This window comes from Actinoplanes sichuanensis, assembly GCF_033097365.1.
Taxonomy (GTDB): Bacteria; Actinomycetota; Actinomycetes; order Mycobacteriales; family Micromonosporaceae; genus Actinoplanes; species Actinoplanes sichuanensis.
In genome coordinates this window covers 10,257,353-10,279,381 of sequence record NZ_AP028461.1, presented here as the reverse complement: position 1 = coordinate 10,279,381, position 22,029 = coordinate 10,257,353, and the positions used below count along the sequence as shown (strand labels likewise).

At 70.3% G+C, this 22,029-nt stretch carries 16 protein-coding genes and 1 pseudogene; 8 read left to right on the top strand and 9 right to left on the bottom strand.

Going from position 1 to position 22,029, the window contains the following annotated elements; translation table 11 throughout:
* Positions 1 to 71: 71 nt before the first annotated feature.
* A complete protein-coding gene (locus tag Q0Z83_RS47285) occupies positions 72 to 1,022 on the bottom strand; it encodes a hypothetical protein (RefSeq protein ID WP_317790130.1) in 951 nt (316 codons plus the stop codon).
* Position 1,023: 1 nt separating this feature from the next.
* Positions 1,024 to 1,656, bottom strand: a complete 633-nt coding sequence (locus Q0Z83_RS47280; RefSeq protein ID WP_317790128.1) for an MBL fold metallo-hydrolase — start codon at positions 1,654 to 1,656, stop codon at positions 1,024 to 1,026.
* 107 nt (positions 1,657 to 1,763) lie between these two features.
* On the opposite strand from Q0Z83_RS47280, the gene Q0Z83_RS47275 reads away from it, so the two are divergent.
* Positions 1,764 to 2,702: a DUF4349 domain-containing protein gene (locus Q0Z83_RS47275; protein WP_317790126.1), complete on the top strand. Its 939-nt coding sequence runs from the start codon at positions 1,764 to 1,766 to the stop codon at positions 2,700 to 2,702.
* 167 nt (positions 2,703 to 2,869) lie between these two features.
* On the opposite strand, the gene Q0Z83_RS47270 is transcribed toward Q0Z83_RS47275, so the two are convergent.
* Together Q0Z83_RS47270 and Q0Z83_RS47265 are read right to left on the bottom strand one after the other, a co-directional pair.
* Positions 2,870 to 4,126 (bottom strand): amidohydrolase, encoded by a 1,257-nt coding sequence (locus Q0Z83_RS47270; protein ID WP_317790125.1) that lies wholly within the window; start codon positions 4,124 to 4,126, stop codon positions 2,870 to 2,872.
* Between the two features lie 217 nt (positions 4,127 to 4,343).
* A complete protein-coding gene (locus Q0Z83_RS47265) occupies positions 4,344 to 5,909 on the bottom strand; it encodes an acyl-CoA mutase large subunit family protein (protein ID WP_317790124.1) in 1,566 nt (521 codons plus the stop codon).
* Positions 5,910 to 6,115: 206 nt separating this feature from the next.
* On the opposite strand from Q0Z83_RS47265, the pseudogene Q0Z83_RS47260 reads away from it, so the two are divergent.
* Positions 6,116 to 8,052: pseudogene (locus tag Q0Z83_RS47260) on the top strand (protein kinase domain-containing protein).
* Between the two features lie 51 nt (positions 8,053 to 8,103).
* Here the strand turns inward: Q0Z83_RS47260 and Q0Z83_RS47255 are convergent.
* Positions 8,104 to 8,385, bottom strand: coding sequence for an SH3 domain-containing protein (locus Q0Z83_RS47255; RefSeq protein ID WP_317790123.1), 282 nt, complete (start codon positions 8,383 to 8,385; stop codon positions 8,104 to 8,106).
* A 129-nt stretch (positions 8,386 to 8,514) separates the two neighbouring features.
* Here Q0Z83_RS47255 and Q0Z83_RS47250 point away from each other — a divergent pair, with 129 nt between their 5' ends.
* The gene (locus Q0Z83_RS47250; RefSeq protein ID WP_317790121.1) at positions 8,515 to 10,164 is read left to right on the top strand and encodes a phospho-sugar mutase; all 1,650 of its coding nucleotides are present in this window, start codon (positions 8,515 to 8,517) and stop codon (positions 10,162 to 10,164) included.
* A 42-nt stretch (positions 10,165 to 10,206) separates the two neighbouring features.
* Here Q0Z83_RS47250 and Q0Z83_RS47245 read toward each other — a convergent pair whose 3' ends face one another.
* From Q0Z83_RS47245 to Q0Z83_RS47235, 3 genes are read right to left on the bottom strand one after another with little or no spacing between them, the layout of a single operon-like run.
* Positions 10,207 to 10,893: a GOLPH3/VPS74 family protein gene (locus Q0Z83_RS47245; RefSeq protein WP_317790120.1), complete on the bottom strand. Its 687-nt coding sequence runs from the start codon at positions 10,891 to 10,893 to the stop codon at positions 10,207 to 10,209.
* Positions 10,894 to 10,910: 17 nt separating this feature from the next.
* Positions 10,911 to 14,246, bottom strand: a complete 3,336-nt coding sequence (locus Q0Z83_RS47240) for a CDP-glycerol glycerophosphotransferase family protein (RefSeq protein ID WP_317790119.1) — start codon at positions 14,244 to 14,246, stop codon at positions 10,911 to 10,913.
* Positions 14,239 to 16,368, bottom strand: coding sequence for a bifunctional glycosyltransferase/CDP-glycerol:glycerophosphate glycerophosphotransferase (locus Q0Z83_RS47235; RefSeq protein ID WP_317790118.1), 2,130 nt, complete (start codon positions 16,366 to 16,368; stop codon positions 14,239 to 14,241). Before Q0Z83_RS47235 ends, Q0Z83_RS47240 begins: the two co-directional genes overlap by 8 nt.
* A gap of 248 nt (positions 16,369 to 16,616) precedes the next feature.
* Between Q0Z83_RS47235 and Q0Z83_RS47230 the strand changes: the two genes are divergently transcribed.
* Positions 16,617 to 17,105, top strand: coding sequence for an NUDIX hydrolase (locus Q0Z83_RS47230; RefSeq protein ID WP_317790116.1), 489 nt, complete (start codon positions 16,617 to 16,619; stop codon positions 17,103 to 17,105).
* 57 nt (positions 17,106 to 17,162) lie between these two features.
* Here the strand turns inward: Q0Z83_RS47230 and upp are convergent, their stop codons facing one another.
* On the bottom strand, positions 17,163 to 17,795 hold the full coding sequence (gene upp, locus Q0Z83_RS47225) for a uracil phosphoribosyltransferase (protein ID WP_317790115.1): 633 nt from the start codon (positions 17,793 to 17,795) through the stop codon (positions 17,163 to 17,165).
* Positions 17,796 to 17,855: 60 nt separating this feature from the next.
* On the opposite strand from upp, the gene deoC reads away from it, so the two are divergent.
* The 4 genes from deoC to Q0Z83_RS47205 all read left to right on the top strand — a co-directional run bounded on the left by deoC (position 17,856) and on the right by Q0Z83_RS47205 (position 22,001).
* Complete coding sequence (gene deoC / locus Q0Z83_RS47220; RefSeq protein WP_317790113.1) at positions 17,856 to 18,785, top strand: deoxyribose-phosphate aldolase; 930 nt, start codon at positions 17,856 to 17,858, stop codon at positions 18,783 to 18,785.
* Between the two features lie 5 nt (positions 18,786 to 18,790).
* Positions 18,791 to 20,215, top strand: a complete 1,425-nt coding sequence (locus Q0Z83_RS47215) for an aldehyde dehydrogenase family protein (protein ID WP_317790111.1) — start codon at positions 18,791 to 18,793, stop codon at positions 20,213 to 20,215.
* The gene (locus Q0Z83_RS47210) at positions 20,208 to 21,044 is read left to right on the top strand and encodes an aldehyde dehydrogenase family protein (RefSeq protein WP_317790109.1); all 837 of its coding nucleotides are present in this window, start codon (positions 20,208 to 20,210) and stop codon (positions 21,042 to 21,044) included. The genes Q0Z83_RS47215 and Q0Z83_RS47210 overlap by 8 nt, the downstream gene beginning before the upstream one ends.
* A 93-nt stretch (positions 21,045 to 21,137) precedes the next feature.
* A complete protein-coding gene (locus Q0Z83_RS47205) occupies positions 21,138 to 22,001 on the top strand; it encodes a DNA primase (protein ID WP_317790107.1) in 864 nt (287 codons plus the stop codon).
* Positions 22,002 to 22,029: the final 28 nt, after the last annotated feature.

Sequence of the window (22,029 nt, the reverse complement as noted above, 5' to 3'; positions counted from 1 at the left end):
GCCCGATTCTGCTCCCCTTGACCGTCTAAAGAAAATCTCCATCGATCGTCCGAAGAGAACGCTCCACCGACTCATGTCGCGTTCAGCTCGTCGAGGGCCGCCTGCACGTCTCCGACCCGGCGGCGGGCGGCCGCGGCTTCACGTTCGGCGGAGCGGCGGGCCAGTTTGCGGCGGGCCACGTCGGCGACCGCCTCGGTACGCCGTCGTTCCAGCTCGGCGAGCTCGGCGTCGAGGTCCTCGACCAGGTGGCCGGCCTCGCGTTCGGCGTCCTCGGCCCGTTCCAGCCGCCCGTCGGCCCGTCGCTCGTCGGCCCGCGCGGTGTTGAGCTCGCGTTCGAGATCCCGTCGGCGCCGCTCACTCTCCCGGCGTCGCTGTTCGTCCGCACGGCGCCGCTGTTCGGCGGCGGCCCGCTCACCCGCCGACTCCGAGGGCGCCTCCGCGGCCTCGACGGCATCGACATCGGCGTCGGCGTCGGCGTCGACATCGGCGTCGACATCGGCGTCGGCGTCGGCGTCGGTGACCAGGCGCAATCGAGGTCGCGGCACCTCACCGAACCCGGCATAACTGACCGCCCGGATCAACCGCCCCGACCGCACCTGTACGGCGATCTCCGGATCGGCCAGCGCCGCCGTGAACGTCGCCTCGACATCACCGAGCGGCAGTTTCCCGGCCGCCGTCCCGGATTCCTCGACGGCCAGCCGGCGGGCCGCCGCGACCAGCGACGACACGAACACGCGCCGCTGGGTCGACAGCTCCCGCAGCTCGTCACCGCGCAACTCCCGCTGGGCGGCACGCAGCGCGGTGGACAGGTCGACCAGTTCCTCGATGAGTTCCGGCCGGCGCAGTGCCACCAGGTTGACCACCCAGGCCGCCACGGTCGGTTTCTTCAGCGCGGCGAGCCGTTTGGCGGCGTCCCGGTCGCCGGATTTCCGGGCGTCCTCGATCGCGGCCGCGCGGGCCGCCACGAACCCGTCCGGTGGCGCCTCGTAGAGCCGCCGGACCACGACGTCGATGGCGAGCACGTCAGTCCAGCTGGGTGCCCGGCGCCACCTGCCGGAACTTCGTCTCGGAGAAGCTCTCCAGGTGCTTGCCGTAGACGGCCGCCCCGCGCTCGTTGACCAGCCCGTCGTGCAGGGCGAAGGCGCGCCCCGGCCGGACCGCGCGGACGAACTCCAGCGACTCGGCGATCGTCGCCCACGGTGCGTTCAGCGGCACGAACAGCGTCTCCACCTCGATGTCCGGCACCACGAACGAGTCACCCGGGTGGTAGAGGACCCCGGCCCCGTCGTCGACGGCGAACCCGAGGTTGGCGAAGACCGGCACGTACGGATGGATGATCGCGTGTTTCCCGCCGAAGGCCCGGACCCGGTGACCGGCCGCCTCGAACTCCTGCCCGGCGGTGACCGCGGTGGTCGCCGCCGCGACGCCGTCGAGCAGTGGCAGCACCGCCTCGTGCGCGAAGATCCGCAGCTCCGGCCGCCGTTCGACGGCCGCCGTGACCGCCGCGACGTCGAGGTGATCGAAGTGCTCGTGGGTGATGAGCACCGCGTCGGCACCGTCCAATGCAGACGACTCGGAGAATTCGCCCGGATCGACGACGAGTACCCCGGCGCCTTCGATGCGTAGGCAGGAATGCGTGAACTTCGTGACGCGCACGGGACCCCTCCGCTGCTGACTTGTTACCCCTCACCCCGCAGTCTGCCGGAACCGGGATGTGTGTGCCGCACGTCCCACGGTCAGTGAAGACTCAGATCGGAGCTGCCATGCGGAAACGGGGAATCATCGCGGCGTTGCTGGCGGGCCTACTGCTCGCGGGTTGTAGCGCCGACGGATCGGATACGAGCGAGGGCGCCGCGGTCCAGCCGGCCGCGGGGAAGGCCGAGGCCGGCGGGCCGATGGCCGACCAGGCCGCGGAACAGGCCGGCGGCGGGGCCGCACCGAACCAGGCCAAGGACACCACCGCGCAGGCTCCGGACCTGCGGGTCGACCAGCGGTCGATCATCTATACCGGATCGATCACGGTCCGGGTGAAGAACGTCAACGACGACGCCGCCAAGGTCACCGGGATCGCGGCGGGCGCCGGCGGATTCGTCGGCGGCGACGAGCGGCACAGCGGCGACGGGTCGTCCACGGCGACGATCAAGCTGCGCATCCCGGCCGACAAGTTCTCCGCCGTGGTCGACCAGCTCGCAGGCCTCGGTGACGAGGAGAACCGCGGCATCAACACCGAGGACGTCACCGAGGCGGTCGTCGATCTGGACGCCCGGATCGAGGTGCAGAAGGCCCGGGTGGAGAGTGGCAAGCGGCTCCTCGCCGAGGCGAAATCCCTGGACGACCTGGTGATGCTGGAGCGTGAGGTGGCCACCCGGGAGTCCGATCTGGCCTCGCTGGAGGCGAAGAAGCGCCGGCTCAGCGATCTCACGTCGCTCTCCACGATCACCGTGATCCTGCTCGGCCCGAACGCGACCGTGAACGACGACGGCGACGAGCCGGCCGGGTTCCTGGGTGGGCTCGCCAACGGCTGGAACGCGCTGGTGGCATCACTCGGTGTGCTGCTCACGGTCCTCGGCGCGCTACTGCCGTGGATCATCGCCTTCGGCCTTCCGGCCTGGGCGGTCATCCATCTGGTGCGGCGCTACCGGCGGCGCGACGACTCTCCGATGGTCACCCCGGCTGCCGAGGCTCCCACTTCGACCCCTTGATGTCGTACGGAAGAAAAAGCTCCAACCGCAACCATGGTCGCCCGGTGGTGACCACCGCGAGGTCGGCCCGGCGCACGGCCGCAACGCGGCCGCCGGGCTGATGCGGTGGTCACCGGCCGGTTCTCAAAGCTGTCCGCGACAGCTCGGGGAACCGGCCGGATCTCGACCTAGAAGGCGCCCGTGGACAACGCCGCCAGCGCGGTGTGGGTCATCACCCGGACGCCGTAACCGATGCAGCTCTCGTCCACGTCGAAATCGCCCTGGTGCAGGTCGTGGCGGACGTCCGAGCCGGGCCGGCCGGTGCCGAGCCGGATCATCGCGCCCGGCACGTGCTCCAGGTAGAACGAGAAGTCCTCGCCGCCCATGCTGAGCTCGGCCTCGACCACCCGGTCGGCGCCGAGGGCCGCCCCGGCCGCGCCCGCGATGACCGCCGACGCCATCCGGTCGTTGATCACCGGCGGGACCCCGCGGATGTAGTTGACGTCGACCTCGGCGCCGGTCGGTGCGACCACCTCGCGGATCAGCCTGGTGATCAGCTCGGGCGCGTCCCGCCAGGCCTCCCGGCTGAGCACCCGGACGGTGCCGCGCACCTCGCCCGCGCCGGGGATCGCGTTGAACGCCTGCCCGGCGTGCACCGCGCCCCAGACCAGGGACAGCCCGGCCCGTGGGTCCATCCGGCGGCTGAGCAGCGCCGGGACGTCGACGATGATCCGGCCGAGCGCGTGCACCAGGTCGGCGGTGAGGTGCGGCCGGGCGGTGTGCCCGCCCGGGCCGGTGAGCTTGACCTCGACCGCGTCGGCGGCCGCGGTGAACGGGCCGGAGCGGACCCCGACCAGCCCGGCCGGCAGCTGCGGGTAGCAGTGCAGCGCGTAGATCGCGTCGACGTCCTTGAGGCCGCCGGCTGCGATCACCTCGGGCGCGCCGGACGGCATCGCCTCCTCGGCCGGCTGGAAGATCAGCCGGACCCGGCCGGGCAGCAGTCCCTGCTCGTTGAGCTGGGCGAGCGCCATGCCGAGGCCGAGCACGATGGTGGTGTGCACGTCGTGGCCGCACGCGTGCGCCTGACCGTCGACGGTGCTCCGGTACGGCACGTCCTTGAGGTCCTGCAACGGCAGCGAGTCGATGTCGGCCCGGAACGCGATGGTGCGCGGACCCTCGCCGATGTCGCAGATGACCCCGTTGCCGCGCGGCATCATCCGCGGGGAGAGGCCGGCGACGACCAGCTCCCGGGCGATCAGGGCGGCGGTCTCGAACTCGGAGTGTGACGGTTCGGGATGGGCGTGAATGTGCCGGCGAATCGCTACCAGCTCGGCGCCCCTCGATGCGAGCCAGCGGTCCAGCCGGCCGGGGAGCGGGTCGGTGCCGGGCAGTTGCCCGGGCCACGACGTATCGGCGCCTTCCGGCGCCTCCAGAGCAGTAGTCACGTCGGCTTCCGTATCACTCTCGAAAATTCGTCGGTTTACGCAACGCGCGACAGCTTAGTCCGAATTGAAGTAACGCTGTGTAACGGTCGCGTAAAGAGGTGCTCACGCCCCGGCCCGAGGTGAGGCGGGCTCTCGGGAGATCGTCCCGGCCCGCCAACCCCTCAACGGGTAGTGGATCGCGGAGGTGACGCGACACACTACTGGTACGTCGAGCAGCTCAGAACCGTTCGACGGGGCGGTGCACGCCCCATACCCCGCGGAGGGTGTGACACACCTCCCCTACCGTGGCACGGAGGCGCAAGGCCTCTTTCATCAACGGTAGGACGTTCACACTTCCGGCGGCGGCCTTCGCCAGATCTTTCAATGCGTCCTGGACAGCCGGGTCGTCCCGGTCCTCCCGAAGTCGCGCGAGACGGGCCACCTGGGCGACCTCGATGGCCGGATCGACCCGCAGCGGCTCGTACTTCTCCTCGGCCTCGGCGGCGAACCGATTGACCCCGACCACGACACGCTCGCCGCTGTCGATCTCGGTGGCGATCCGGTACGCCGACGACTCGATCTCACCCTTCTGGAAGCCCTGCTCGATGGCGTCGACGGCGGAGCCGAACTCGAAGACGCGGTCGATCAGCGTGGAGGCCTCCCGTTCCACCGCGTCGGTCAGGGCCTCCACGGCGTACGAGCCGGCGAACGGATCGACGGTTCCGGTCAGCCCACTCTCGTAGGCGAGCACCTGCTGGGTGCGCAGGGCCAGCCGGGCCGACTTCTCGGTGGGCAGGGCGATCGCCTCGTCGTACGAGTTGGTGTGCAGCGACTGGGTGCCGCCGGCGATCGCACCGAGCGCCTGGATCGCCACCCGGATCAGGTTGACCTCCGGCTGCTGCGCGGTCAGCTGCACGCCCGCGGTCTGGGTGTGGAAGCGGAGCATCAGCGACTTCGGGTTCTTCGCGCCGAACTCGTCCCGCATGATCCGCGCCCACATCCGGCGGGCCGCCCGGAACTTGGCGATCTCCTCCAGCAGCGTGGTGCGGGCGACGAAGAAGAACGAGAGCCGGGGCGCGAAGTCGTCGACGGCCAGGCCCGCGGCGATCGCGGCACGTACGTACTCGATGCCGTTGGCCAGGGTGAACGCGATCTCCTGCGCGGGCGAGGCACCGGCTTCGGCCATGTGGTAGCCGGAGATCGAGATGGTGTTCCACTTCGGGATCTCGGCCTTGCAGTAGGCGAAGGTGTCGGCCACCAACCGCAGCGACGGTTTCGGCGGGAAGATGTAGGTCCCGCGGGCGATGTACTCCTTGAGGATGTCGTTCTGGATGGTGCCCTGCAGAGCCGACCCGGGCACCCCCTGCTCCTCGGCGACCAGCTGATAGAGCAGCAGCAGCACCGAGCCCGGCGCGTTGATCGTCATCGAGGTGGAGACCCGGTCCAGCGGGATGTCCTTGAAGAGCAGCCGCATGTCGTCGATCGAGTCGATCGCCACGCCGACCTTGCCGACCTCGCCGTGCGCGATCGGGTCGTCGGAGTCGTAACCCATCTGGGTGGGCAGGTCGAAGGCGACCGACAGGCCCATCGTCCCGGCCGCGAGCAGCTGGTGGTAGCGGGCGTTCGACTCGGCGGCGGTCCCGAAACCGGCGTACTGCCGCATGGTCCACGGCCGTTCGGTGTACATCGTCGGATAGACGCCCCGGGTGTACGGGTATCGACCGGGCTCGTCGGCTCCGGCGCCCGCGGGCACGTCAGCAGGGCCGTACACCGGCTTGATGGGAAACCCTGACTCTGCATTCACATGTCGAATCCTAAGACCCGTTAAGGCGTCCGACCGTGAGGAATTTGCCACCCTGCGTCCCCCGGTGGTCAACCCTCGGCCACTCCACCATTACGGAGGGTCGAAGTGTCGTGAACAGTGACGTCGTGACTTTCATTCGGGGGGTGACGGCAGGCAAGATAGCGGGGTTGGTCGACGGCCCCTATACCCCCTCGGTGGCATCCTCAGTGACTCAATCTCCGACGTGGAGCGGCGGTAACGCGGCTCCCCCCAGCGGACGCGCCGCCCCGGGCACGCTCATCGGCGGGCGGTACACGCTGCGCGCCGCGGTGGGTCACGGCGGCATGGGAACGGTGTGGCGGGCGGCGGACACGCTGCTGCGCCGCGACGTGGCCATCAAGGAGGTCATCCTGCCGCCCGGCCTCGCGCCGAGCGACCGGGACGCGATGTATGAGCGGACCATGCGCGAGGCCCGGGCCGCGGCCGCGCTCCAGCACCCGGCCGTGGTGCAGGTCTACGACGTCGTGCACGAGAACGGCCGTCCGTGGATCGTGATGGAGCTGCTGGACGCGCGCAGTCTCGCCGACATGGTGATCGAGGACGGCCCGGTCTCCCCCCGCGTGGTGGCGAAGATCGGCATCGCGCTGCTCGGCGCCCTGGAGGTGGCCCACGCCCACGGGGTGCTGCACCGCGACGTCAAGCCGGCGAACGTGCTGATCTGCGGTGACGGGCGCTGCGTGCTGACCGACTTCGGCGTCGCCCGGATGCCCACCGACGTGCAGCTGACCACGCCCGGCATGGTGCTGGGCTCGCCGCACTTCATCTCGCCGGAGCGGGCCATGGGCCACGACTTCGGCCCGCCGAGCGACCTGTTCTCGCTGGGTGTCACGCTCTACACCGCGATCGAGGGCCGTCCGCCGTTCGACAAGGGCGACCCGATCGAGACCATGCACTCGGTCGTCGAGGACCCGCCCGCCCCGGTCGTCCGGGCCGGTTCGCTGACCCCGGTGCTGATGGGCCTGCTGGAGAAGAATCCGGCCCAGCGGATGGACGTGCAGACCGCCCGCACCATCCTGCGGCAGCAGTTGGCCGGCCCACTGGCCAGCAAGAACCCGCCGCACATGATGACCGACCCGTATTCGGTGGTCCCGTCGCCGCGGCCGGTCAGCCCGGCTCCGGCCGAGACCCAGCAGATCCCCCCGCAGCCGTCCGGTCAGATCGGTGGCCGCGCGATGCTGACGCCCGGCGAGTCGCTCACCGACCACCTGGCCAAGCTGGATCAGCAGAACCAGGGTGGTCGCCGGCGTGCTCCCGAGCCGCCGGTCCCGGCCGGTCCGGGCGCGAGCCTGCCGACCGGCGCCATGCCGGCCCACAAGCTGCCCAACAACAGCGGCCGCCCCGGTGGCGACACGACGAGTGTCATCCCGCCGCAGGGCCCGTGGGGCCGGCAGCCCGGCGGCGCCCGCCCCGGCACGGTGGTGATGAGCCCGGCCGCGAAACGCCGGGCGCTGGTCGACAAAGTGGTCGGCACCGCCAAGGAGACCTCCGGGAAGGCTGTCACCACGTTCAAGTCGTGGCCGCGCAACAAGCAGCTGATCTCCGGTGGCGCGGCCGCAGCCGTGGTCCTGGTGCTGGTGCTGGTCTTCGCCATGAGTGGGTCGGGTGACCCCGCGCCCACCACACCGCAGGCCGGTCCGCAGCCGAGCAACGCGGCCGCCGCCGACGTCCAGACGCAGCCGTACAAGGGCAATGCCGCGGTCAGCGTGAACGTGCCGGCCGGCTGGACCCGATCGGCCGGTGGCGTCTACGTGGAGTACATCGATCCCACCGACAAGACCACCAAGGTCCGCATCCTGGTCGAGCCGGGCAAGGTCACGCCGACCAAGTTCGTCACCCAGACCGCTCCGGCCGGGCTTAAGAAGGGCAGTCCTGCCCCGACCCGTTCCAGTCGATCGCCACCCAGGAGGTGACGATCGCCGGAAACCCGGGTGCCGAGTTCGAGTACACGTGCGGTGACGGCGACGCGATGCGGCACGGCATCTGGCGGATGACCACGGTCGGCGGCAAGATGTACAGCTTCTTCCTGACCACGACGGATGCGAAGTTCGCCGACTACCGGAAGTACTACGACGTCATGGCGGAGTCCTTCCAGCTCAACCTGTGACGCATGTTCGACGATGAGGGGCCGGCGCGAAAGCGTCGGCCCCTCATCCGTTCAGCACGGGTTGTCGGCCCCGCCGTTGCTGAGGTAGGCGTCCGAGATCCAGCCCTCCGGGTCTCCGACGGCCGCGAGGTGCACGCGGGACCAGGTGCGGTAGGTGGTTCCGTTACGTGTGACCGGGTCACCCTGGACGTAGCACCAGGGGTACATGTCGGTGCCCGAGGAGAACCGGTCGATCACGCCGCAGGAGCTGTGCGGTCCCCGCCGCATCGCCACGTCCGACCCGGTGACGCGGATGTAGGCGGGATTGTGGTTGTCGTTGTCCGATATCGTCACTCACAGTGACACTCGCCGTGACCCTACATCGCTTTCCATCACTATTGAAGAACATCTATCACCTTGCTGGAGGCTCGGGGTGTTCACGCTGCGAGGACCATCCGATCCGCACTGTGCTATCAATCCCTGATGGCACCAGAAGTTGATGTTGACCTGATCGCCCGGGCCGAGGCCTGGCTCGCCGACGATCCCGATCCGGCCGGCCGGGCCGAGTTACGCGCGGTCCTGGACGGTCTGCCGGGCACCGCGGTGGAGCTGACCGACCGGTTCTCCGGGCCGCTCACGTTCGGTACCGCGGGGCTCCGCGGCCGGCTGCGCGCCGGGCCGAACGGGATGAACCTCGCGGTGGTGACCCGCGCGGCGGCCGGTCTGGTCGGCTGGCTGGCCGCTCAGTGCGGCGACGGCCCGCTGGTCATCGGCTACGACGCCCGGCACGGCTCGCGGGAGTTCGCCGAGCGGACCGCCCGGGTCGCGACCGGGGCCGGGCGGGCGGCGCTGCTGCTGCCGGGCCCGCTGCCGACGCCCGTGTTGGCCTACGCGGTGCGGGCGCTCGACGCGGTGGCCGGTGTGATGGTCACCGCCAGCCACAACCCGCCGCAGGACAACGGTTACAAGGTCTATCTGGGCGCGAGCCTGGGCGGACCGGCCGGGTCCGGGGCACAGATCGTCCCGCCCGCCGACGCCGGCATCGAGGCGGCCATCCGGGCGGTGCAGAGCGCCGCGTCGGTTCCGCTGGGCGATCCGGGCACGGTCCTCGGTGCGGAGATCCTTCAGGGGTACGTCCGGAGCGCCGCCGCGGTCCTGTCCGAGGCCGGCCCGCGTGACCTGACCATCGCGTACACCCCGATGCACGGGGTCGGCGCGTCCACCGCGGCCGCCGCGTTCGCCGCCGCCGGTTTCCCGGCCCCGGCGATCGTCGCCGAGCAGGCCGAGCCGGATCCCGCCTTCCCGACCGTGGCGTTCCCGAACCCGGAGGAGCCGGGCGCCATGGACCTGCTGCTGGCGTTGGCCGCACGGACCGGCGCGGACCTGGCGATCGCCAACGACCCGGACGCCGACCGCTGTGCCGTGGCGATCCCGGCCGGTGACGGGTGGCGGCCGCTACGCGGTGACGAGCTGGGCGCGTTGTTGGCCGACCACCTGATCCGCCGTGGTGTTCCCGGCCTGTACGCGACCACGATCGTCTCGTCGTCGCTGGTGGGCCGTCTGTGCGCGGCGCGGGGTGTGCCCTACGCGGAGACGCTGACCGGCTTCAAGTGGATCGTGCGGGCCGCCGAGGACCTGGCGTTCGGCTACGAGGAGGCGCTCGGCTACTGCGTCGCCCCGGCTCTGGTCCGCGACAAGGACGGCATCACCGCCGCGCTGACCGTGGCCGAGCTGGCCGCCGCGTTGAAGACCGAGGGCCGCACCCTGGCCGACCGGCTGGACGAGCTGGCCGCCGAGTTCGGGTTGCACGCCACCGATCAGCTGTCGGTACGCGTGGACGATCTGGCCGAGATCGGGCGGGCGATGGGCCGGGCCCGGCAGAACCCGCCGGTCACCCTGCTCGGCACGACCGTGACCGAGGTGGTGGACCTGCTCCCGGAGAACGACGTGCTGACGTTCCGCACCGCCACGGCCCGGGTGGTGATCCGCCCGTCGGGGACGGAGCCGAAGCTCAAGGCGTACCTCGAAGTGGTCGAACCGGTCGCCGAAGGCGGCCATGCGGCAGCCCGCGACCGTGCGGCGACCGCTCTCGCCGCCCTGCGCACCGAGATCGCGGCAACGCTCGGCGTGTAGTGGATGCCGTCCCGGGGCTTCGCCGAGCCCCGGGAGACGGCGTCAGATCGGCTTGGGAGCCCCGAGGGCGGCCTGGATCGCCCGGCCCAGGGTGGCCACCACCAGAGCGACGCTGGGCCGCACGATGGAGTCCTCCAGGGACACGTCACCGACGAAGCCGGCGTTGCTGGCGATCTCGGCGAGCCGCTCGTGCGCCCGGTCGGCCTCGTCAGCCGGCAGCTTCAACGCCGGCTCCATCCGCGCCGCGACGAGCAACGTGGCCAGCGCGGCCGTCCGCTCGTCGGGCAGGGTGTTGCCGATCAGCGCGGCGGCCAGGCGGCTGCGGATCTCCGCCTCGTACGCCGGGTCCGTGGTCGGGTAGCGGTGCACGTGGATCACACCCAGCTGGGTCTCGTCCACGTCCTGCACCACGCCCCGGGCGCACAGGTCCTCCAGCACCCGCGTACGCAGCCGGTGCCGGAGCCGCTGGAGCCACTGGGCGGGCGTGTGCGGCTCCTCCGTCGTGATCTTCTCCAGCACGGCGTCGGCCACCGGGTCGCCGAGCGGCGTGGCGTCCACGACCTTCAGGTATCCGTCGGCCGCGTACGCAACACGATTCGCCAGAGCGAGATCGATCAGGACGGCTGCGGCCATACCGAGATCGAGGCCGATCCGGGATCCGGTCGCTTTACCGCTCTGGTCGTCGTACGCGAGGAGAAGCAGTTCCTCGGCGAGGGGGATGGACGTCATGTCCGAACGATAGTTGCTCAACGCCCGGCCGCCATCATCCAGTCGACGAGCTTTGCCGCCGCGCCGCCCTCTCCACCGGCACCGTGCGTCGCCGCGAAGGCCTCCGCCCGGTGCCGGTATTCGGCGACGATCGCCGGAATGTCCTGAAGTGCCGCCGCCACCTCCGCCGAGTCCCGCAGCAGCGGACCAGGGGCCTCCCGCTCCAGGTCGACGTTGAGGCCCGGGGAGCCCTCGAACTCCTCCAGGTCCGGCACGTAGAGCAGAGCCGGCCGTCCGGTGCTCGCGTAGTCGGCGAGCAGAGCCGAGTAGTCGGTGACCAGCATGTCGGTCGCGAGTAGAAGTTCACTCACCTGGGGGTACGCCGTCACGTCGAGCACCCCGTCGACCTGGCCCATCACGTCGTCCGGGACGCCCGGATGGCGGCGCACCAGCAGCCGGTGGTCCGGCGGCAGGGCGGTGGCGACACCCAGCAGGTCGAGCAGCCGGCCCGGGTCGCTGGCCCCGCGCCGGCGCAGGTCGGACGGGCGGCGGGTGGGGGCGTACAGGACCAGGCTGGTCTTCTCCGGCAGCCCCAGCAGTTGGAGCACGTGCGCCTTGGCGGCGTCCCGATCGATTGCGGAGAGCAGGTCGTTGGCCGGGCGGCCGTACTCCAGCACCGTCCCGTCGAAGCCGAACTCCTCGCGCAGCACCGGGGTCGCGGTCGGGCTCGGTGAGGCCACCGCGGTCCACGACGCCGCGTCCGAGCGCAGCTGGTCGATCAGGGTCTGGCCGAGCGGGTGAGCGCTGGCCAGGGCGCCGGAGCGGGCCACCGGCCAGCCGCCGGCGAGCCGCAGCACCACCTGACCGGCCGCGGGCTTGAACCAGAGCGGCAGGTTGTCGTTGGTGACCACCCATCGGCTGGTGGCCAGCGCCGCGTACCACTCCTCGGAGCCGAGCGAGACCGCCTCGACGCCGTCCGGCAGCGGCTGGCCCCGGTCCACGGTCCAGAGCACCGGAGGTGCGTCCGGTCGGGACCGCAGCTCGGCGAGCAGCGCGGCCGGGTCGTCGAAGAAGCGCCGGCCGGGTGCGGCGTCGAGCAGCACCACCTCACGCAGCTCGGGCCGTCCGGCAGCCGGGAAGTACCGCTTGAGCAGCCGGTTGTGCTCCTCCGGACCGGTCTCCGGAACGATCAGGTCGAGCACCGCTCGGTCGTTCGGCCCACCGCGCATGCGGCCCTGCACGCCGTGTATCTCCGGACCGTCGAGCGGCAGCGTGGCCAGCACCGCGGCGTCGAAGGCCAGCGGCGTCGTCGTGTCGTGACGGTTGCCCGGAGCCCGGAACGTCAGGTCCCAGGTGCCGGCGACCAACGGCAGACGGCCGGCCAGGGTCGGCACGCCGGCCGGATCGACCGCCACCTCCCAGCGCCCGTCCACCACCTTCAACGGCAGGCCCAGGTCCTTGCGGCGGCCACGCAGGCGCAGCAGCAGCTGTCCCTCGGCGGGCACCGGGCTGTCGCCGCTGAGCACCATCACACCGTCCGGCCGCCAGCTGATGTCGGTGACCACCGGACCCTGCGGGCGGGTGGCGATGGAGACGGCACGGTTGCTCTCGGCGACCGTGGTGAAGACCTCGTCGCTGCCGTACGGCGTACGCATCGCCTGGTAGTCGTCCCCGGCCATCAGCCGGACCGTCTCACCGGTCACCAGCTCCAGCACGAACCGCTGCCCGTAGTGGCCTTCGGCGTGGTTGTCGTCGCGGACGTCGAGCGCGATCCAGGCCAGTGGCACCCGGGCGGTGAACTCGCGTCCGTCCTCGGCGATCTCGGCCGTCACCGTGTGCGTGACGATGCCCGCGGCCCGGCACAGCCGGATCTGCGCGCTGTCCCGCCGCTGCCGCAGCCGGCCCACCAGGACCAGGTCGTCGCCGTCGCGGTGGGTGCCGGTGAGCCAGCCGTCCGCCTTGATCACGGAGACCCGCAGGTCGCCCTTGGCCGCGAACGGCATCACCCAGACACCCGGTGCCACCGGGATCCGGGGCATCGGCTCGGTCCAGTCGGTGGGCACCCGGACCACCGTCTTGCGCAGTTGGAGACCCTGGTTCACGGCGGCCGCGATCGTCCACTGGCCGGGCTGCCAGGAGGTACCGGCACGCAGCGACTCGGGCTTGAGCCGGAGCACGAAGCCACCGGTCTGCGAACGCGACCAGATCGGGATCCGGCGGCCCTCGGCCGGGTTGCTGGCCCAGAAGACCTTCAACCGGCCCGTACGGGTGGACTGCGCGGCCGGCGAGCCGATCGAGCCGGCCAGCACGAGCTTGCCGTTCTCCCAGGTGACCGAGCGGACGACCGCCTCCACATGGGACGCCTTGACCGGCTTGGCGTTGAGCCGGTAACCGTGGTCGATGAGCTCGATCAGGTCGTCGAAGCGGCCCTGGTTGATCAGCTTCCAGTGCGGGCGGATCTCCACCGGCAGCTCGGTGATCGCCGACGGGTCGACCTGCTTCAGGTATGCCCGGGAAAGCTCCATGAACGTCGACTGGAACTCCGGCGTCGCCGACGGCAGGAACTTGAAGTAGTTGCTGAGCTGGTCCTTGATGGAGAGCTTCAGGAACTCCTGGCGCAACTCCTTCTTACCGGCCCGGTCGAGAGCCTTGGCCGCCAGGTCGATCGAGTAGAAGCGGTCCACCAGGTTGCGCAGATCCCCACCGGACTGGGTGATCGACCGTACCGCCCCTTCCCGGAGGCGCCAGAAGTAGATCGTCCCGGCGACCACCGCGACCTTCTTCGCCAGCGCGTGCGCGGGCACGGTGACCGGAGCGTCCTCGTAGAGCCGACCGACCGGGAACTCGAAACCGTGCCGGTCGTAGAAGCTGCGCCGGAACAGCTTGTTCCAGATCGTCCGGTCGGCCAGCAGCGCCGGCCGGAGGGAGACGTGGGCGTCCAGTCTGGTCTTGGTGATCGCGGTCTTGTGCGGGGCGCCCCGGTGGGTGCCGCGCGAGGTCAGCCGCACCACACCGCCGGTGGCGAAGTCGGCGCCGTCGGCCAGCGCACCGACCAGCACCTCGTACGCGTGCGCGGCGAGCAGGTCGTCACTGTCCACGAAGGCCAGGAACTCGCCGTTCGCGGCCGGCATACCGGCGTTGCGGGCCGCGCTGAGACCGGCGTTGGCCTGCCGGATCAGCTGGAACCGCGGGTCGGCGGCGACATACTCCTCGGCGATCGCCGGCGAGCCGTCGGTGGACCCGTCGTCGACCAGGATGACCTGCAGGTTCGAGTAGGTCTGGGCGCGCAGCGAGTCCAGGCAGTCCCGCAGGAACGGTTCGACGTTGTAGATCGGCACGATCACACTGACCAGGCCGGGCACCAGTTCAGACAAGGGGTTCCCCCAGGAAGACGCGCCGGACGACCCGCTCGGCGGCGTGACCGTCCTCGAGGGAGCAGAACCGCTCCCGGAAACGGCCCCGGGCCTGCCGGGCGGCCTCGTCGTCGATCGCACCGCTACGGAACGCGTCGACGAGCGCGTCGAAGGTGCGGACGAACGTGCCGGGATGGTCGGCTTCCAGATCGAAGGAGACACCGCGCACCGCTTTGTAGACCTCCCAGTCCGGCGCGAAGATGACCAGCGGCCGGTTCAGCACCGCGTAGTCGAACATGACAGACGAGAAGTCGGTGATCAGCGCGTCGGACGCGATGGCCAGCGTCTCGACCGACGGGAAACTGGACACGTCGAGCACCCGGGGGTGCCGTGGCGGGAAGCCGATCGAGTCGTAGAAGTAGTGGCCGCGCAGCAGGATCCGGACGTTCGGGCCGAGCGCCTCGGCCAGTTCGTCCACGTCCAGCGGCGGGGTGAAGACGGAGTGCCACTCGCGGTGCGTCGGCGCGTAGAGCACGACCTGCTCGTCGGCACCCAGGCCCAGCTCGGCCCGGGCCGCGGCGACGTCGTCCGGGCCGGCCAGCGCCAGCCGGTCGTTGCGCGGGTACCCGGTCTCCAGGGTCTCCCCCTTGATCGGGAACTGCCGGTCCCAGAGCAGCGTGGTGTGCCGGTTCGCGGTGATGCTGAAGTCCCACTTCGCGAGGTTCAGCCGCATCCGGTCGGGGTTGAAGTTGCCCAGTGACGCCGGGAAGCGCGGCTGGTCCAGGCCCATCGTCTTGAGCGGTGTGCCGTGGTGGGTCTGCACCTGGATCTGGCCGGCCCGCTTCACGACGTCCGGCGGGAACGTGGCGTTGTTGATCATGTACTTGGCGCGCGCGATCGTCCGGTAGTACGCCTTCGTCCCCGGGTGCACCACGGTCACCCCCTCGGGCACCGCACGGGCACCGGGCTTGACCACCCAGACACCACGGACCTGCGGGGCCAGTTCCTTGGCCTTCTCGTAGATCGCGGCCGGGTTGCAGGCGTAACCGCGGAACCAGTACGCCCCGTACACCGCCAGGTTCTCGTCGATCGGCAACCGCAGCTGCTGCTTGTAGTAACGCAGCAGGTTCGCCTTGCGCAGCGTCGTCTTGGCCTTGCCGGCCGCGCCGCGGGCCTTGCCGACCACTCCGCCGGCCGCACCGCGGCCGCCGCGCAGCAAGCGGTACGCCGAGTAGGAGTCGGCGGCGAGCAGCTTCAGTCGCAGCCCGCCGAGGCCACCCGGGCGCGGCGAGGTCCGCTTCTCGTGCTTACGCAGCAGTCCGGAGATCTCGGTGAACATCGCGCGCCGCGCCTTGTCCGGCACCCGCGAACCGTTCTCCATGATCCCGAGCAGCTCACCGATCGCCCGGTTGAGCACCCGGCGGCGGAGCTTCGGCTCGGCCTGCTCCACAGCGGACAGGCTCAGCGCCCGGTCCCACTGCCGGACCGCCTCGATGTGCCGCTTCGACTTCCCGCGCAGTGAACCGGCCCGGTCCAGGCGGCGGATGTAACAGGGCGGTTCGAGCGTGGCCACGTTGTCGGTCGCGGCGAGCACCGCGTAACCGAAGGCGAGATCCTCATACCACTCGGACTCGAAACGGATGCCGGCGTCGATCAGGAACTGCCGGCGCACCACCAGGCCACCCAGCGGCGGCGGGGCCACGGTCAGCGCCTCGGCACCGGTCCGCGCCTTCTTCGGGGTCACGAAACGGGACACCTTGCGGTTCCAACGCTCCCGGGCCACCCCGACCAGCAGCACGTCGGGTTTCTCCTCGAGCAGCCGCGCCTCGACGGCGGCCAGGGCACCCGGGGCGATCCGGTCGTCACCGTCGACGAACCACACGTACTCACCCGTCGCCCGGTCCAGCCCGGCGTTGCGCGCGGCACCCGGACCGACATTGCTCTCCAGGTGGACCGCGACGACCCGCGGATCAGCCGCGGCACGCTCGTCGATGACCTGGCCGGAGTGATCGGGGGAGGCGTCGTCGACCGCCACTACCTCCACACCCTCGACGGCTTGCTGGCGCAGGATCGAATCCAGACATTCGTTTAGATAGCCCTGCACTTGCCACGCAGGCACGACTAAACTGGTCAAGTTCGGCATATGTGGACGCAGACCATCCGTGTGACGTCGTCGAGGAAGCGCCCACAGTATCATCGACGCCAACGGAGACCGTCATTAAGATGACCATCTAACTTCGGCCCCGCAGCGGCGGCGATAGGCTGTGCGGGCTGCGGTTTCCGGACCGTTGGAGCGGCTTCGTCCGCGGCGGCGACCACGAGTGGACGATCAGTCTCGTTTCCTCCACCTGTCGGCCGATGCACCTCCCCTAGTCAGGCTAGGGTGCTCCGGTGCGAGCAGTCCTGGCAACCCTCGGATACGTCTTCTCCCCCGACCGCGGCCGCATCCTGATGATCAGGCGCGACGCCCGGCCCGACGACATCCACTACGGGTACTACAACGGTCTCGGCGGCAAGCTGGAGCCCGGCGAGGACGTGGTCGCGGGCCTGCGTCGGGAGATCCGCGAGGAGGCCGGGATCGACTGCACCGGCGTCGAGCTCGCCGGGACGATCTCCTGGCCCGGTTTCGGCCGCGACGGCGAGAACTGGTTCGGTTTCCTCTTCCGGATCACGTCCTGGACCGGCACGCCGCACGAGACGAACGACGAGGGCAGCCTGCACTGGGTCCCGGTCGACGAGGTGCTCTCCGGGTCGCTCCCGATGTGGGAGTCCGACCGCCACTTCCTGCCCCTGGTCTTCGCCGAGAAGCCCGAGGTGTTCCACGGCGTGATGCCGTTCGCTTCCGGCAAGGCGCTGAGCTGGGACTTCAACACCATTTAGGGGTACGGCCAGCCGGCCCGGGAAAATCGGTGTGTGGCCGGCCGTACCGCATGCGGGTCAGAAGCGGCGCATGCCGCCGAACTGGCGGTCACCGGCGTCACCCAGGCCGGGCACGATGTAGGCCTTCTCGTTGAGGCCCTGGTCGATCGACGCGGTGATCAGGCGCAGCGGCAGGCCCGAGCCCTTCAGTCGCTCGACGCCCTCGGGGGCGGCCAGCACGCAGCAGATGATGATGTCGGTGCAACCCCGGTCGGCGAGCAGGCGGCAGCAGTGCAGCAGCGAGCCGCCGGTGGCCAGCATCGGATCGAGGACCAGCACCGGCTGGCCGGTCAGATCGGCCGGCAGCGACTCCATGTAGGCGCGCGGCTCGTGCGTCTCCTCGTCACGGGCAAGGCCGACGAAGCCCATCGACGACTCGGGCAGCAGCGCGAGGGCGGCGTCGGCCATGCCGAGGCCGGCCCGGAGCACCGGGACGATCAACGGCGGGTTGGCCAGCCGGGTGCCCTCGGTGGGCGCCACCGGGGTCTCGATGGGGTATTTCTCGACGGCGAAGAGGCGGGCCGCCTCGTAGACCACCATGGTGGTCAGCTCGTGCAGCGAGGCGCGGAAGACACCGGAGTCGGTGTCGGTACGGCGCATCGCGGTGAGCCGGGTCTGGGCCAGGGGATGATCTACGACTAGGACGTCCACGGCTGACAACCTATCGCTCAATCAAGATCAACTGTCACAGGGTTGCGTAGAATCCCTTTCATGACTGTGACAGTGTCCGCCGGTCTGTCTGATCTCCGCTCCTTCCTGCACGGCCTGCCCGGGGTCGACAAGGTGGGCGTCGAGGCGCGGGCGGCGGCGCTCGCCACCCGTTCGATCAAGACCGACGCCAAGGCAAAGGCCATCGACCTGGCCATTCGCATGGTCGACCTGACCACGCTGGAGGGCGCCGACACGCCCGGCAAGGTGCGCGCGCTGTGCGCCAAGGCCCGGCGTCCGGATCCGGCCGACCCCTCCTGCCCCTCGGTCGCCGCGATCTGCGTCTACCCGGCCATGGTCAAGGTCGCGGCCGAGGCGCTCGCCGGCTCCGAGGTGCACCTGGCCAGCGTGGCCACCGCCTTCCCGTCCGGGCAGGCGCCGCTTGCGGTCAAGCTGGCCGACACCCGTGACGCGGTGGCCGCCGGGGCCGACGAGATCGACATGGTGATCAGCCGGGGCGCGTTCCTGGCCGGTGACTACACCAAGGTCTTCGACGAGATCACGGCGGTCAAGGAAGCCTGCGGCAGCGCCCATCTCAAGGTCATCCTGGAGACCGGCGAGCTCGGCACCTACGACAACATCAGGCGGGCGTCCTGGCTGGCCATGCTGGCCGGCGCCGATTTCATCAAGACGTCGACTGGCAAGGTGGCGGTCAACGCGACGCTGCCGATCACGCTGGTGATGCTGGAGGCGGTCCGGGACTTCCGGGAGCGGCACGGCCGGATCATCGGGGTCAAACCGGCCGGCGGCATCAAGACCACCAAGGACGCCATCAAGTACCTGGTGCTGATCAACGAGACCGTGGGCGACGACTGGCTCGACCCGGACCGGTTCCGGTTCGGCGCCTCCTCACTGCTCAACGATCTACTCATGCAGCGCACCAAGCTCACCACCGGCCACTACGCCGGTCCGGACTACTTCACCCTGGACTGAGGCCCATGTTCGAGTACGCACCAGCTCCGGAATCCCGTTCCGTAGTAGAGATCGCCTCGTCCTACGGGCTGTTCATCGACGGCTCATTCGACGGCGGCAAGGACGGCAACGTCTTCAAGACCGTCAACCCGGCCACCGAGGAGGTGCTCGCCGAGGTCACGTCGGCCGGCTCGGAGGACGTCGACCGGGCGGTGGCCGCCGCCCGCCGCGCGTTCGGCCCCTGGTCGGCGCTGCCCGGCGGCGAGCGTGCCAAATACCTGTTCCGGATCGCCCGGATCATCCAGGAGCGGTCCCGCGAGCTGGCCGTCCTGGAGTCGCTGGACAACGGCAAGCCGATCAAGGAGTCCCGCGACGTCGACCTGCCCCTGGTCGCGGCCCACTTCTTCTACTACGCGGGCTGGGCCGACAAGCTGGCCTACGCCGGGTTCGGCCCCGACCCGCAGCCGCTCGGTGTCGCCGCCCAGGTCATCCCGTGGAACTTCCCACTGCTCATGCTCGCGTGGAAGGTCGCCCCGGCACTGGCCACCGGCAACACCGTGGTGCTCAAGCCGGCCGAGACCACCCCGCTGTCCGCGCTGTTCTTCGCCGACGTGTGCCGCCAGGCCGAGCTGCCGGCGGGAGTGGTCAACATCGTCACCGGGGCCGGCGACACCGGGGCCTACCTGGTGGCCCATCCGGATGTGGACAAGGTCGCCTTCACCGGCTCGACCGAGGTGGGGCGGGCGATCGCCCGTACCGTCTCGGGCACCGGCAAGCGCCTGACCCTGGAGCTCGGTGGCAAGGCGGCGAACATCGTGTTCGACGACGCCCCGATCGACCAGGCGGTCGAGGGCATCGTCAACGGGATCTTCTTCAACCAGGGACACGTCTGCTGCGCCGGATCGCGGCTGCTGGTTCAGGAGTCCATCGCCGACGAGCTGCTCGCCTCCCTGAAACGGCGGATGGCCACGTTGCGCGTCGGCGACCCGCTGGACAAGAACACCGACATCGGCGCGATCAACTCGGCCGCACAGCTCGCCCGCATTAAAGAATTGTCGGAAATAGGGTCCGAGGAGGGCGCCGAGCGCTGGTCGCCGGAGTGTTCGCTGCCGGACCGGGGCTTCTGGTTCGCGCCGACGATCTTCACCGGGGTGACCCAGGCACACCGGATCGCCCGGGAGGAGATCTTCGGGCCGGTGCTCTCGGTGCTCACCTTCCGTACCCCGGACGAAGCGGTCGCCAAGGCCAACAACACTCCGTACGGGTTGTCCGCCGGCATCTGGACCGAGAAGGGCTCCCGGATCCTCGCCGTGGCCGACCAGTTGCGGGCCGGTGTGGTGTGGGCGAACACGTTCAACAAATTCGACCCGGCGTCGCCGTTCGGCGGCTACAAGGAGTCCGGCTACGGCCGCGAGGGTGGCCGGCACGGACTGGAGGCGTACCTTGCCTAAGGCATCCAAGGTCGTGGAGACGGCGACCCGGCTCACCGTCCGCAAGACCTACAAGCTCTACATCGGTGGCAAGTTCCCGCGCAGCGAGTCAGGACGGACGTTCGTGGCAGACGGCGACAACGTGGCCCTCGCCTCCCGCAAGGACGCGCGGGACGCGGTGCTCGCGGCCCGGGCCGCCCAGCCGAAATGGGCCGGCGCCACGGCGTACAACCGGGGGCAGGTGCTCTATCGGATCGCCGAGATGCTGGAGGCCCGGCGGGCCGAGTTCACCGCGCTCGGCGTGCCCGCCGACGAGGTGGACGCCGCGATCGACCGCTGGGTCTGGTATGCGGGTTGGTCCGACAAGATCGCCCAGGTGGCGGGCGGCGCCAACCCGGTGGCCGGCCCGTTCTTCAACATCTCCGCGCCGGAGCCGACGGGTGTCGTCGCCGTGATCGCCCCGGCGTCGCTGCTCGGTCTGGTCAGCGTGATCGCCCCGGCGATCGTGACCGGCAACACGACCGTGCTCCTGGCCGCCGGCCCGCAGGTGGCGATCACCCTGGCCGAGGTGCTGGCCACCTCGGACGTGCCGGGCGGCGTGGTGAACCTGCTCACCGGCCGCTACGCCGAGACCGCGCCGTGGCTGGCCTCACACGACGACGTGAACGCCCTCGACCTGACCGGCGTGGACCACCCGGACCTGGCCGCCGAGCTGGAGCGGGCCGCCGCCGGCACCCTGAAGCGGGTGCTCCGGCCCCGGGCAGCGACGGACTTCACCGCCGATCCGGGCCTGCGCCCGATGACCGCGCTGCTGGAGACGAAGACGGTATGGCATCCGAAGGGCTACTGAGGCCACCGGGGACGCTGTCACACAGCGTTGCCGACTAGGGTGTGTGCCCAGAGTCACCACGTCCCAGCACTCCCACATCACCCGGAGGTCACCGTGACCAGCCAGTCCGACGAGCCCGAGGCGTCCGCGCCGGTGGCGGAGAAGTCCTCGCCCGTGGGGTCTTCCGGGCGGGACCTTTGGGATCAGGTCCGCATCGAGCCGGTGGAGATCGCGCTGCCGGGTGGGGTGGGTCTGACCCTCCGGGCGTACCGGAAGGCGTCCGAGCTCGAGCCGACCGAGGTTCAGATCGACGAGGACGACCCCTTCGAGGCCCGCAAGCGGCGCCACGAGGAGGATGAGGAAGAGGTCATCGTCGACGAGGAGTACCAGGCGCTCCTCGCCGAGGGTGAGGACGGCGAGGGCAAGGGCGAATCCGCCGAGGAGCCGGACCCGGCCGACTTCGAGGACGAGCCGGCCGCCCAGGCGGACGACGAAGAAGTACCCATGTTCCTCAGCCACAAGGGCCGACTGCTCGCCTTCAAGAGCGCCGAATCGCTCGTCTCCTTCCTTCGTTCGGGTGCTCCGCACGATCTCGCACAATTGGACACCTGGGGTGACCTGGCCGAGCGGGTACAGTCGAGCGACATCGACCCGCAGCCGGAGGATCGCTACGAGCTCGACCTCGTGGTGGAAAACCTGCGGGGCGGACACGACACGTGGGATCTGCCGCTGCTCATCAACGCCGGCGAGGTGGCCCGTGACCTGGGTTACGCACTCCGTATCAAACCGGTGATCCTGGCACTGGCGCCGGGCTCGCCGCTCGACGATCTCGACGAGTCCCTCCGGACCGCCGAGAAGGGCGGGATGGGCGGATTCTTCGGACGTCGCCGGCTGAAGAAGATCGGAGCTCAGCAGGCCAGTCTGGGTTGGCGCTCGGTGATCGGGAAGATCTCTGCCGCTGTGGACTGGCGTGACTGACCGATTACCAGGGAATATCAATCCTTGG